Here is a 12,732-nt window from a genome sequence, read left to right as displayed (position 1 = left end):
CCGATAGAGCTTATCGCTGCCAAAGCTCACTCTTGCGGTTGTGCTTGTCCGCCGCGTAAATCAAGCAGCAACATCAACATCAACAGCAACGGCTTTCGCCTTGCGGCGAGTTACTTTGATCAGCCTTCGGCTGCTGAGAAGCACTTCTTTGCTTATGCAAAGAAAAGTAACCAAAAGAAGCGCTTTACCACAGCCGAAGGCCAAGCACACCCTGCCTCGCGCCCTCCGCGCTGCGCGCTCCGGGTCCGCGTCCATCACGGGGATCCGCGGAAGGGGCATCCTGCCCCTGCCGCGGACGGCGTACATCCATGTACGCCGCCCTCCGGGTGTTTCCCCGCGACGGCCGCCGCTGCGGAAGGGAACCCGGTAAGTCAAAAGCCAAAGCCACATCAAAAGCGACTGCGACAGCAGCGCACGCCTGCGTCATTGCAATGGCTGCCAATGAGCACACTACTCGTGATCACCTACGTCGCCTGTTGTTCGTCGAGGGCACGCAAGAAGACTGGTTTCCGCAGCAGCTGCTGCAGGAGCAGCTCACACACGGCGAAACGGCCCCGCACGGGACTTGCGACACGTTGGCTGGGTGCACTGTGGGAGGGACTTCAGTCCCGACGCCTTGAGGTTGGATACCTAGCGGGCGTCATGTATCTCGGCCGCGTGGCAGTTGGCTCCTACGGAAAACAAAACGGGCGCACAAGGCGCCCGTTTCGCATGCTAACCGCATGGCAGCCCGGCGCATACGCCGGACCCGCCGTCGGCTCAGTGACCCAGCTTGGCCTTCAGCGCCGCGATCAGCTTGACCGGCGCTTCGCCGGTGGCCGGCAGGCCGCGCGGGTCCACCGCCGAGACGTACACGCCGGCATCCACCGCCACCACGCGCACCAGGAAGTTGCTGCCTTCGTAGGCCACGTCGTAGGAGCCCAGCAGCTGCGCGCGGCTGGCGATGGTGACGCCTTCGATGCCGCCCAGCGCGTCGCCGACCTGGCCGAACACCTGGTCGCGCGTCCCCGGCACCACGAAGCCGCTGTTCGACGCCGCCGGGGCCTGGCCGGCCGGGGCCGCAGGACGCTGCGCCGAGGCCAGCGCCGGCACCTTCATCGCCGCCGAGGTATCGGGCGAGGTCAGATCCGGCGGCACTTCCAGCGGACGCATGTCGGGCGCCAGCGCGTAGTCGCCGCGCGGCTTGCCCTTGTGGAACCAGCTGCAACCGCTGGTGGCCGCGACCAGGGTGGTCGCCAGCACGGCGGCCGACAGCACGCGGACGTAGGGAACGGAAGCACGCATCAATCAATCTCCTGGAGTCAGGCCGCGAGCGTTTCGCGGCTGGATAGGTCTTCCAACGCGGCAGCGTCGGCGGCAAGTCGGTCGGCCGTGGCGTGGTGCGCCGCGGACAACGGCAGCAGCGGCAGCCGCAGGCCGTGGCCGATCCCGGCGCGCTGCAACAGCGCCTTGACCGGGATCGGGTTGGATTCGATGCCGCAGAACGCATGGAACGGCTGCAACCGCGCGTCCCAGGCCTGCGCCGGCTCGGCCTGGCGCGCGCGCGCCAGGTCGCACAGCCGCCGGTAGGCGCGCGGCAAGGCATTGGAGGCGACCGAGATCAGCCCGTCATAGCCGGCCAGCATCGCCTGCGCGGCGCTGCCGTCGTCGCCGCTGAACACGGCAAAGCGATCGCTGCGCAGGGCGGCGAGCGCGGCGATGCGCTGCGGGTCGCTGCTGGCATCCTTGATGCCGACGATGTTCGGGTGCTGCGCCAGGTGCGCCACGGTCTCCGGCAGCAGGTCGCAACCGGTGCGGCCGGGCACGTTGTACAACACCACCGGCAGGCCGCCCTGTTCGGCGACCGCGGTGTAATGCGCGATCAGCCCCGCCTGGGTCGGACGCACGTACGGCGGCGTCACCACCAGCGCGTACTGCGCGCCACCGGCGGCGGCGCGCTGGGTCAGCGCCACGGTCTTGGCGGTGCCGGACAGGCCGGTCCCGGCCAGCACCGGTACGCGCCCGCCGATCGTCTGCACCGCCTCGCGCAGGATCCGGTCGTACTCCTCGTCCAGCAGCGTGGCCGCCTCGCCGGTCGATCCCGCCACCACCAGCCCCTGCACGCCGCCGTCGAGCTGGCGTTTGAGCAGCCGCTGCCAGGCGTCGAGGTCGAGGTCGCCATTGCCCTGGAAGGGCGTGGCCAGGGCGGTGATGATGCCGGAGAGGGACAAGATGCCGGGTGCTCGCTGGGAGAAGAGGGCCGCGCAGGCTGCGCGGACGGGTCGGCCCCGCACGCGGGGCAGGGTCGCCCCGCATGTTACTTGCGGCCCGAAAGCGCGGGCAAGTATGCTGCACACCATGCCGGGCGACCGCCCGGATGCCGTTCAGCCTTACGCAATGCCGGAAGCCCCTTTGACCGACACCACGCCCCGGCCCGCGCCGACCGAAAACCACCTCCTGATCAACGCCTACACGACGCATCCGGAGTCGCCCTTGTTGCCGGTGACGCGTCGCATCGCCGACAGCGGCTGCAATCTCGTCGATGCGCGCCTGGCCACGGTCGGCCGCGACGTGTCGGTGACCGCGCTGGCGACCGGCTCGTGGGATTCGGTGGCCAAGCTCGAAGCCATGCTCACCCGCCTCGACCGCGAGGAAGGCATGAAGCTGGTGTGGTACCGCACCGGCGCCAAGCAGGCGCAGTCCAACCTGCTGCCGTACATCGTCGAAGTCATCGCCGCCGACAAACCGGGCATCCTGTTCCAGTTGGCCGACTTCTTCGACCGCCAGGGCATCACCATCGAGAACCTGCAGAGCACGCGCTACCGCGCCATGCAGACCGGCGCGGAGATGTTCTCGGCGCAGGTGACGATCGGGGTGCCGGCGAACATGCACATCGCCGCGCTGCGCGACGACTTCCTCGAGTTCTGCGACCACCTCAACCTGGACGCGATCATGGATCCGATGAAGTTCTGAGTGCGCCGCGCTGGACACCGACGCAATCGAACGCAGATGATGGCGATGCACGCGGAGGACACCCCATGAAGGACGGCGACACCCTGGACCGCAGCACGCTGGCCTTGCCGCTGGCGCTGTCCGGCGGCGCCAGCGCCACGCTCGGCGATTACGCCGGCCGCTGGCTGGTGCTGTATTTCTACCCGAAGGACAGCACGCCCGGCTGCACCACCGAGGGCATCGAGTTCAACGCACTGCTGCCGCAGTTCGAACAGGCCGGCGCCACCGTGCTCGGCGTGTCGCGCGACTCGGTGAAGTCGCACGACAACTTCTGCGCCAAGCAGGGCTTCCGCTTCGCACTGGTCAGCGATGCCGACGAGGCGCTGTGCCGCGCCTTCGACGTGATCAAGGAAAAGAACATGTACGGCCGCCAGGTGCTGGGCATCGAGCGCAGCACCTTCCTGCTCTCGCCGACCGGCCAGCTGGTCCGCAGCTGGCGCAAGGTCAAGGTTCCCGGCCACGCCCAGGCCGTGCTCGACGCGCTGCAGGCCGCCGCCCAGCAGTGATCACCGCCGTTTCCCGCACCCCGCATCGCCCTGCCCCGCAGGCAGCGATGGCGCGTCCCTGCTCCTCTTTCAGGAATCCATGATGACCCGAGGCAAGCGCATCTACGTGCTGGATACCAACGTGCTGATGCACGATCCGACCGCGCTGTTCAAGTTCGAGGAACACGACGTGTTCCTGCCGATGCAGGTGATCGAGGAACTGGACAATGCCAAGAAGGGCATGTCCGAAGTCAGCCGCAACGCGCGCCAGGTCAGCCGTTTCCTCAACGAGCTGATCGAGGGCGCCGGCGCCGAGCAGATCGAATCCGGCATTCCGCTCAGCCATCCGCAGGGCATCCAGCTCAAGAGCACCGGCGCCATCGGCCGGCTGTACTTCCAGGTGCGCCCGGTCGAGCCGGGGCGCAGCTTCGGCAGCGTGGCCCCGGACAACAAGATCCTTGCCGCGGTGCTGGCGCTGCGCGAGGAGCAGCCGGAAATCCCGGTGATCCTGGTGTCCAAGGACATCAACCTGCGCATCAAGGCGGCGATCAGCGGCCTGGTCGCCGAGGATTACGAGAACGACCGCGCGCTCGACGATTTCAGCCTGCTCTACACCGGCGCGATCGAACTGCCGGAAGATTTCTGGCAGAAGCACAACCAGGACCTGCGCAGTTGGAGCGACAAGGGCCGCACCTGCTACGAGATCGCCCTGGCCGCCGATGAGGACTGGTATCCGAACCAGTACCTGTACCTGCCGGGCGAGGACGAAGTGGAACTGCGCGTGGTCAAGGTCAACGCCGAGCGCAAGGCGACGCTGGCGCTGGTCGACGACTTCCGCAGCGGCCAGCACGCGGTGTGGGGCATCGCCGCGCGCAACCGCGAGCAGAACTTCGCGCTCAACGCGCTGATGGACCCGGAAATCGACTTCGTCACCCTGCTCGGCACCGCCGGCACCGGCAAGACCCTGCTGGCGCTGGCCGCGGGCCTGGCGCAGACCATGGACCAGCAGCGCTACCGCGAGATCATCATGACCCGCGCCACGGTCAGCGTCGGCGAGGACATCGGCTTTTTGCCCGGCACCGAGGAAGAGAAGATGACGCCGTGGATGGGCGCGCTCACCGACAACCTGGAAGTGCTCACCCACACCCAGGAAGGCGGCACCTGGGGCCGCCAGGCCACCAACGACCTGCTCGCCAGCCGCATCAAGATCCGCTCGATGAACTTCATGCGCGGGCGCACCTTCCTGTCGCGCTACCTGATTCTGGACGAGGCGCAGAACCTGACGCCGAAGCAGATGAAGACGCTGATCACCCGTGCCGGCCCCGGCACCAAGATCGTGTGCCTGGGCAACGTCGAACAGATCGACACGCCGTACCTGACCGAGACCACCTCCGGCCTGACCTACGCGGTGGACCGCTTCAAGGCCTGGCCGCACAGCGCGCACATCACCCTGCGCCGCGGCGAGCGCTCGCGCCTGGCCGACTACGCCTCGGAGGTCCTGTGAACGCGGCGGCCGGCGTGCGCCTGGCAGGCATGGCGCTGGCCATGGCCCTGCTCGGCGCCTGCGCCACCGCGCGCGGGCCGGCCATGGTGCCGACCGCGGTCAAGGCCGGGCAGTCGTGGATCGTCACCCGCAACAGCACCGCGACGCAGGTGCTGGACACCTGCTCGCGCGACAGCCCGGCGCGCCAGGACGGCGCGGTCACCGGCTACTGGATTCCGACCCCGGAGCAGATCGCGCAACTGGAAGCGCACCTGGCGCAACTGCAGCCGCAGATCGCCGACCCCACCGCGTCCGATCGCCAGTACGTCGGCATCCTGTACCGCGGCAAGCAGGCGATCTACGTCAACGCCTTCGCGCCGGACGACAGCAGCGAGCGCGACCCCACGGTCGACGCGGTCAAGGCCTGCGGCGGCGGCAACCGTTTCTGGGGCGCGGTCTACGACCCGGCGAGCGCCAGCTTCTCCGAGATCGCGGTCAACGGCGCACGTTGAGATGGCTGCCGTCGGGTGCCACTGGCGGCGTGCCGGGGCGGCCGCACATCACGGGCGCCGCGCCGCGGCCGCATCGCGCGCGGCATGAACCTGGAACTGCCCCGCTGGGCCTGGGCCTTCGCGGGCACGCTGGCCGCGGTCGCCGGCATGGTCAACGTGGTCGGCTATCTCGGCTTCGAACATCAGGCGGTCACCCATCTCACCGGCACCACTACCCTGCTCGGCGCGGCGCTGGCCGATGGCGACGCCCGCGCGATCGCGCAACTGGTCGGCGTGGTCCTGGCCTTCCTCGGCGGATCGATGCTCGGCGGCTTCATCGTGCAGGACAGCCGCCTGCGCCTGGGCCGGCGCTACGGCGTGGCGCTGGCGCTGGAAGCGCTGCTGCTGCTGGCGGCGATGCAGGCGTTCAAGCAGCAGCAACTCGCCGGCGCCGTGCTCGCCGCGATCGCCTGCGGCCTGCAGAACGCCACTACCACCATCTACAGCGGCGCAGTGGTGCGCACCACCCACCTCACCGGCATGTTCACCGATCTGGGCATCGGTTTGGGCCAGGCGCTGCGCGGCCTGCCGCTGCCGCGTCGGCGCATCCGCCTGAGCCTGCTGATCATCGGCGGTTTTTTGTGCGGCGGCGTGCTCGGCGCCTGGGCCTACCGGCAGGTCGGCTTCGACGCCCTGCTCGGCCCCGCCCTGCTGACCGGCACGGTCGGCACGCTGTACGCGCTGCAGGCGCACTACCGCAGCCGCGAGCGCTGAAGGCACGGCCGAGTGCATAACCCGCGCCGGCCCTGCACAATCGGCGCATGAGCGAACCCACCGTCGTCTCCGCACTGAGCATCGCCGGCACCGATTCCGGCGGCGGCGCCGGCATCCAGGCCGACCTCAAGACCTTCGCCGCGCACCGCGTGCACGGGCTGGCGGCGGCCGCCGCGCTGACCGCGCAGCACACCCGCGGCGTCACCGCGGTACACGTGCCGCCGCTGTCGTTCCTGCGCGCACAGATCGATGCCTGCTTCGCCGACTTCGACATCGCCGCGGTCAAGCTCGGCATGCTCGCCAACGCCGAGGTGATCCACCTGGTCGCCGATGCGCTGGAAGAATATCGCCCACCGTGGGTGGTGCTGGACCCGGTGATGGTGGCCACCAGCGGCGCCAAGCTGCTGCAGGACGATGCCCTGGACGCGCTGCGCCAGCGCCTGCTGCCGCTGGCGACGCTGGTGACGCCGAACGTGCCGGAAGCGCAGTTGCTGCTCGGCCGCCCGATCGACACCGCCGACGACGCCGAGCACGCCACCGCCGCACTGCTGGAGGCGGGTGCGCAGGCGGTGCTGCTCAAGGGCGGCCACCTGCAGGAAGGCCAGCGGGTGATCGACCGCTACGACGACGGCGTCAGCCGCAGCGAGTTCAGCCATGCGCGTCTGCCGCTGGACGCGCACGGCACCGGCTGCACCCTGGCCGCGGCGATCGCCGCACAGCTGTGCCAGGGCCTGGCCTTGCCGGCCGCCTGCGAAGCGGCGATCGACTACGTGGCGCGCGCCTTGCGCGGCAGTTACCGGCCCGGCCGCAGCGACGTGACGGTGCTGGACCACTTCGGCGCGGCGCGCGGCCCATGAGCGCCGCACCCATCGCCGCGACGGCGATCGCCGAGCACGCCCTGCCCGTCGCCGCGGCCGACGGCCATCGCTGGACTTTGCTGGCGCGCCTTCCCGACGCGCCGCGGCAGGCGCTGCTGTGGCTGCCGGCGCTGGGCGTGGCTGCGCGCCACTACCTGCCGTTCGCCGAAGCGCTGGCCGCACACGGCGTCGCGGTGTTCCTGCACGAATGGCGCGGCAACGGCAGCAGCACGCTGCGGCCGTCGCGGCAGTGCGACTGGGGCTATCGCGCCCTGCTGCAACTGGACCTGCCCGCCAGCCAGGCGGCGATCGCCGGGTGCGGGATCGCGGCGCCGCTGATCGTCGGCGGCCACAGCCTCGGCGGACAGCTCGCCTGCTGCCACGCCTGCCTGCAACCACAGGCCTTCGCCGCGCTGTGGCTGGTCGCCAGCGGCACGCCGTACTGGCGCCGTTTTCCCGCGCCGCGCGGCTATCTGCTGCCGCTGGCGTACCGCCTGCTGCCATGGCTGGCGCAGCGGCAAGGCGTGCTGCATGGACGCCGCCTGGGCTTCGGCGGCACCGAAGCGCGCGGCCTGATCGCCGATTGGGCGCGCGTGGGCCGTAGCGGCCGCTACGCCGCGGCCGGCCTGGCGATCGACCTGGAGGCGCAACTGGCGCATCTGACGCTGCCGGCGCGTGGCGTGGTGCTGCAGGACGACTGGCTGGCGCCGGAGAGTTCGCTGCGCGGTCTGCTCGACAAGCTGGCCACGCCGGCGCCGCAGATCCGCTGCCTGGACGCCACGCAACTGGGCGTGGCCGCCGACCATTTCGCCTGGATGAAGCGGCCTGCGGCGGTGGCCGCGGCGTTGCTGGCCGGGGATCGGTGAAATTTTTCGGAAAGAGCATTGACGGGCCCGATCGACTCCCGCATAATTCCGCTCCTGACGACGCGCCCGTAGCTCAGTTGGATAGAGTACCTGGCTACGAACCAGGCGGTCGGGAGTTCGAATCTCTCCGGGCGCACCAGTCAGATGAAAAACGACAAGCCACCGCTTGTCGTTTTTTTTTGCCCTGCCGCGGCAAGGCGATCGCATCGAGACCGCTCCGGGAGCGCACTCGTTCGCGATTCGTCATGCCGACGACACGCAGGTGTAGACGAATCGCCGCAACTCGTGAATAATCCCGCGCCTGACAACGCGCCCGTAGCTCAGTTGGATAGAGTACCTGGCTACGAACCAGGCGGTCGGGAGTTCGAATCTCTCCGGGCGCACCAGTCAGATCAAAAACGACAAGCCAGCGCTTGTCGTTTTTTTTGCCTGCGTGATTCCGATTGCACGAGACGCTCAACGACGAGTGACGCATGCACACGGAAGATGTGCCGATCACGGCACCGCCTCGCGCATCGGCACTTCAACTCCAGCGCCGGCGATCCGCCAGACATTGCGAGGCGGCGGCGGCGGCGGCGCGCGCCGCCTCGGCCTCGCGTACGCGAACGCAGAGACCCCTGCCCGGCTCAGGCGATGGTATCCACCACGCCGCCATCGACGCGCAGCGCCGCACCGGTGGTCGCGGACGCTTGCGGCGAGGCGACGTACACGCAGAGATTGGCGACCTCTTCCACCGTCGCGGCGCGGCGGATGATCGAGCTGGCGCGATGCGCCTTGACGAAGTCGGCAGCCACCTCGTCCAGAGGTTTGCCGGACTGTTGCACCTGGTCGGACAACATGGCGGCGACGCCTTCCGTCAGCGTCGGCCCGGGCAGGATGGCATTCACGGTGACGCCGGTGCCGGCCATGCGCTTGGCCAGCCCGCGCGACAGGGCGAGATCGGCGGTCTTGGTCACGCCGTAGTGAATCATCTCGACGGGAATGTTGAGCCCGGACTCGGAGGAGACGAAGAGCACACGCCCCCACCCCTTGTCCGCCATTCCTTGCAGATACGCGCGAGACAGGCGCACGCCGGACATCACGTTGACGGCCAGGAAGCGCTCCCAATCCGCGTCGGGCGTGTCGAAGAAGTCCTGCATGCCGAAGATGCCGGCGTTGTTGACCAGGATGTCGACGGCAGGAAGCGCCGCGACGATCGACTCGCAGCCGGCCGCGGTCGCCACGTCGCCCACTACGGCCCGCACGCGGGCATTGGCGAGGTCGCGCTTGAGCGTAGCCACAGCGGCCTCGGTGCGGGCCTGGTCGCGGCCGTTCAGCGCGACCTCGGCGCCCGCCGCGGCCAGGCCCTTGGCGATGCCGAAACCGATGCCGGCGGTGGAGCCGGTGACGAGGGCGGTTTTACCGGATAGATCGATGTGCATGGCTGTCTCCAAGGATGAGGGTGAGGATGAGGAGTCGCTTCGGCGCACGCCCTCCGAGGTGGTCGCCGCAGACACGGGCTGGCCGCGCCGGTCGTGCTGTCGAATCGTTGTGTCGATTCGTTCTGTCGATTCGTTGTGTCAATTCATCATGTGCGCCTCCAACCGCAAGGCAAGGAACGGCAAGTGAACGCCACGACGTGAACCTCGCCCATTGCAGCAGGTCGCCACATCAGCGAGGCACAGACGGCACAAGCAAGAGGATCAAGCGCATGACCGCACAACTTGTCCACCTCACACAGCCGCCCGCACGCGACTGCGGATAACGCACCCGCCTGCATCAGCCGGCGCGCGCGCAGGGCCGTGCATCGCAGGCGCCATCGGCACGCATGACGCCTCCGCCACACCGACTCACGCCACGATCGTGTCGCCCTTCGGCGGCGGCGCCACGGCAGCCGCAGCGTCCAGCGCGGCCAGCGGATGGCCCGCCGCACGCCACGCATCCAGCCCGCCCCGCAGCGGCAGCACGTCCTCGAACGCGTGCTGGCGCAAGCGCTTGGCCAGGATCGCGGCCGACACCTCGTTCGGGCAGGCGCAGTAGATGACGATCCTGCGATCGCGCGGCAAGCGCGCGACGAGCGCGTCGACCTGGCGATCGTCCACTTCCAGCGCACCGGGAATGGCGAACGGCTCCAGCGTACGGTAGCCGGGAGCGCGAATGTCCAGCAGCAGCGGCGGCGTCTCGCCCTGCAGCAGCACGTGCAGTTCGTCGACGTCGATGCGCCGCATCTCCATTGCCCTGCGCAGCGACTGCCGGCGCCAGGCGCGGTAGCCGACGTACAGCGCCAGCAGACCGGCCAGCAGCAGCGCCGCGCGCCTGCCGAGCAGGCTCAGCCAGTCCAGCAAGTCCTGCACCTGGTCGGCGAAGCACAGCCCCAGCAACAACCCGACACCCGCCCACAAGGCCGCGCCCAGTGCGTCGTAACGCAGGAAGGCCGCCGGACGCACGCGCATTGCGCCGGCCATCGGCACCGACACCATCGACAGGCCGGGCACGAACTTAGCCACCGCCAGCACGCGCACACCCCACCGCGCATAGAAGCGCTCGGTGCGCTTCATGCAGGTGTCGCGCGACAGCGACAGCCGGCACAGCGACTGCAGCGTGCGATTGCCGTAGCGACGGCCGGCGCCGAACCACAGCAGATCGCCGACCAGGCTGGCCGCGATCGACACCGACAAGGCGCTGAGCAATGCACCCCACATCGCCGCACCATCGAGCAGCGCATAGGTCGCTCCGACCAGGATCAACGTGGGCAGCGCCGGTACCGGCAGGCCCAGCGACAAGGCCAGGACGTTGACGAAGACCAGCCCGAGTCCGTAGCGCGCAATCAGGTCCTGCATGGCGTGGCGGGCGGAAAGAAGAAGATGCCGCGCATTATCCTCCCGTCGCCCACCGCGCGCGCAGGCATCACGGCATCACCGGCGGAACAGACCCATCCATCGTCGCCCTTCGGCACGTATTGCCTGTGTCCAACGTGCCTCACATGCCCTCGTCCAGCCGCGCCGCCATCTGCGCCAGCCATGCCGCGAACACGCCCGGCTGGCGCATGCGTGCGCGCCACCAGGCCAGCGCCGCGCCCTCCTCGCCGCTGCGCCAGGCCAGCTGGAACACCTCGTCCGGCTTCGGCTCCTCCACGGCCTTGCGCACCAGCGTGCCACGCGCCAGCGCGGCACGCGCATACGGCTCAGGCAGGAAGCCGAAGCCGAGCCCGGCCAGTTGCAGCCGATACTTGCTGCGCATGTCCGGCACGGTCAGCGCGTCCTGGCCGAACAGCAACCCGACCGTGCGCGGCAGCAGCCGCCGTGCCGAGTCCGCCACCGCGATCGCGCGATGCGCGCTCAACTGGCTGCGGCTGAGCGGTTCCGGCGCCTGCGCCAGCGGGTGACTGGGCGCGACCGCGAACACGAACGGCAGCGTGCCCAGCGGCTCGGTCACGTAGCCGCCGCCGCTGGGCCCCTCGCCGGCCGCCCCGACCAGCAGATCCACCCGCCGGTCCAGCAGCGCCTCCCAGGTGCCGGACAGCGATTCCTGCACCACCCGCAGCCGGGTCTGGTCGGCAACCGCATAGAACGCCGCCATGTCCTGCGCCAGGCATTCCGGCGCGAACACCGCATCCAGGCCCAGCGCGAACTCGGTCTCCCAGCCGGAGGCCACGCGGCGCACGCGCAGTTCCAGGTCGCCAGCGGCGCGCAGCAGGTGACGGCCTTCGCGCAGCAGTTCGGCCCCCGCGGCGGTCGGCACCGCCTTTGGCCCGATCCGCTCGAACAGTTGCACGCCCAGGTCCTCCTCCAGCTTGGCGACGGTGTAGGAGATGGTCGACGGCACCTTGTGCAGCGCCTTGCCGGCGGCCGAGAACGAGCCGCGACGGTCGATGGCGTCGAGGATCTGCAGGGCATCGAGGCTGAGCTTGAGCATTCGAATTTTTCGATGATGGATGCCGAATCTATCCGTTTTTCAAACCCGGCGACAGCACCGATACTTGTTTTCAAGCCGGAGCTCTCGCGAAATCATGCCGACCGGCGCTTTCGATCCACTTGCACATCAACGCCACCAAGGAGCCTCCCATGCTGCAGATCCGCCCCGCCAACACCCGTGGCCGCGCCGAACACGGCTGGCTGTCCTCGCGCCATACCTTCTCCTTCGGCCACTACCACGACCCGCGCCACATGGGCTTCGGGCCGCTGCGGGTGATCAACGAGGACCGCGTGCAGCCGGGCCAGGGCTTCGGCACCCACGCCCATCGCGACATGGAGATCCTTTCCTACGTGGTCGAGGGCGCGCTGGAGCACAAGGACAGCATGGGCAACGGGTCGGTGCTGCGCTACGGCGACGTGCAGCGCATGAGCGCCGGCTCCGGCGTCACCCACAGCGAGTTCAACCACTCCGCCAGTGAGCCGGTGCACTTCCTGCAGATCTGGGTGATGCCCGAGCGCGCCGGGATCGATCCCGGTTACGAGGAGAAGCACTTCGCCCCGGACAGCAAGCGCGGCCAGTTGCGCCTGATCGCCGCCCCGCAGGGCGAGGACGGTGCGGTGCGCATCCATCAGGACGCGCGCATCTACGCCTCGATCCTCGACGGCGATGCGCGCTTGGACTACCCGCTGGCGGCCGGGCGCGGCGCCTACGTGCAGGTGGTGCGCGGCACGCTGAGCGTCAACGGCCAGACCCTGCAGGCCGGCGACGCGGTCCAGGCGGTCGACGAGGCCAGCCTGCAGTTCGCCGATGCCCAGGACAGCGAGTTCCTGCTGTTCGACCTGCCGCGCTGAGCAGGTCAGGCCAGGTCGCGCCCGCGGCCCACTGGACCGG

13 protein-coding genes and 2 tRNA genes are annotated in these 12,732 nt (G+C 69.3%); 10 read left to right on the top strand and 5 right to left on the bottom strand.

Features of this window, described 5'->3' with window-relative positions; translation table 11 throughout:
* Positions 1-759: 759 nt before the first annotated feature.
* Entirely contained in the window at positions 760-1,284 is a 525-nt protein-coding gene (locus CEK66_RS07030; protein WP_010343910.1) for a hypothetical protein, read from the bottom strand.
* Positions 1,285-1,301: 17 nt separating this feature from the next.
* On the bottom strand, positions 1,302-2,210 hold the full coding sequence (dapA, locus tag CEK66_RS07025) for a 4-hydroxy-tetrahydrodipicolinate synthase (RefSeq protein WP_152236391.1): 909 nt from the start codon (positions 2,208-2,210) through the stop codon (positions 1,302-1,304).
* Positions 2,211-2,376: 166 nt separating this feature from the next.
* Between dapA and CEK66_RS07020 the strand changes: the two genes are divergently transcribed.
* The 9 genes from CEK66_RS07020 to CEK66_RS06980 all read left to right on the top strand — a co-directional run bounded on the left by CEK66_RS07020 (position 2,377) and on the right by CEK66_RS06980 (position 8,333).
* Positions 2,377-2,952 (top strand): glycine cleavage system protein R, encoded by a 576-nt coding sequence (locus CEK66_RS07020; RefSeq protein ID WP_087943489.1) that lies wholly within the window; start codon positions 2,377-2,379, stop codon positions 2,950-2,952.
* 65 nt (positions 2,953-3,017) lie between these two features.
* Positions 3,018-3,497 (top strand): peroxiredoxin, encoded by a 480-nt coding sequence (locus CEK66_RS07015; RefSeq protein WP_017909528.1) that lies wholly within the window; start codon positions 3,018-3,020, stop codon positions 3,495-3,497.
* An 82-nt stretch (positions 3,498-3,579) separates the two neighbouring features.
* Complete coding sequence (locus CEK66_RS07010) at positions 3,580-4,980, top strand: PhoH family protein (RefSeq protein ID WP_026144466.1); 1,401 nt, start codon at positions 3,580-3,582, stop codon at positions 4,978-4,980.
* A gap of 29 nt (positions 4,981-5,009) precedes the next feature.
* Positions 5,010-5,471, top strand: coding sequence for a hypothetical protein (locus tag CEK66_RS07005; protein WP_052250903.1), 462 nt, complete (start codon positions 5,010-5,012; stop codon positions 5,469-5,471).
* An 84-nt stretch (positions 5,472-5,555) separates the two neighbouring features.
* Entirely contained in the window at positions 5,556-6,224 is a 669-nt protein-coding gene (locus tag CEK66_RS07000; RefSeq protein ID WP_148828178.1) for a YoaK family protein, read from the top strand.
* A 47-nt stretch (positions 6,225-6,271) separates the two neighbouring features.
* Positions 6,272-7,081 carry a bifunctional hydroxymethylpyrimidine kinase/phosphomethylpyrimidine kinase gene (gene thiD / locus CEK66_RS06995; protein ID WP_152236390.1) on the top strand — a complete coding sequence of 270 codons (810 nt, stop codon included), beginning with the start codon at positions 6,272-6,274 and terminating at the stop codon, positions 7,079-7,081.
* Positions 7,078-7,947 carry an alpha/beta fold hydrolase gene (locus CEK66_RS06990; protein WP_152236389.1) on the top strand — a complete coding sequence of 290 codons (870 nt, stop codon included), beginning with the start codon at positions 7,078-7,080 and terminating at the stop codon, positions 7,945-7,947. Before thiD ends, CEK66_RS06990 begins: the two co-directional genes overlap by 4 nt.
* 62 nt (positions 7,948-8,009) lie before the next feature.
* A tRNA-Arg gene (locus CEK66_RS06985) sits at positions 8,010-8,086 on the top strand.
* A 170-nt stretch (positions 8,087-8,256) separates the two neighbouring features.
* A tRNA-Arg gene (locus tag CEK66_RS06980) sits at positions 8,257-8,333 on the top strand.
* Positions 8,334-8,573: 240 nt separating this feature from the next.
* On the opposite strand, the gene CEK66_RS06975 is transcribed toward CEK66_RS06980, so the two are convergent.
* The 3 genes from CEK66_RS06975 to CEK66_RS06965 form a co-directional block, all read right to left on the bottom strand.
* The gene (locus CEK66_RS06975; protein WP_152236388.1) at positions 8,574-9,368 is read right to left on the bottom strand and encodes an SDR family oxidoreductase; all 795 of its coding nucleotides are present in this window, start codon (positions 9,366-9,368) and stop codon (positions 8,574-8,576) included.
* A 408-nt stretch (positions 9,369-9,776) separates the two neighbouring features.
* A complete protein-coding gene (locus CEK66_RS06970) occupies positions 9,777-10,766 on the bottom strand; it encodes a DedA family protein/thiosulfate sulfurtransferase GlpE (protein WP_152236387.1) in 990 nt (329 codons plus the stop codon).
* Positions 10,767-10,905: 139 nt separating this feature from the next.
* Positions 10,906-11,841, bottom strand: coding sequence for a LysR substrate-binding domain-containing protein (locus CEK66_RS06965; RefSeq protein ID WP_152236386.1), 936 nt, complete (start codon positions 11,839-11,841; stop codon positions 10,906-10,908).
* A gap of 149 nt (positions 11,842-11,990) precedes the next feature.
* Between CEK66_RS06965 and CEK66_RS06960 the strand changes: the two genes are divergently transcribed.
* Positions 11,991-12,692: a pirin family protein gene (locus CEK66_RS06960; protein ID WP_148828184.1), complete on the top strand. Its 702-nt coding sequence runs from the start codon at positions 11,991-11,993 to the stop codon at positions 12,690-12,692.
* Positions 12,693-12,732 lie beyond the last annotated feature (40 nt).

Source organism: Xanthomonas sp. LMG 12460, from assembly GCF_009192895.1.
GTDB lineage: Bacteria > Pseudomonadota > Gammaproteobacteria > Xanthomonadales > Xanthomonadaceae > Xanthomonas_A > Xanthomonas_A sontii.
This window is presented reverse-complemented; position numbering and strand designations above follow the sequence as displayed.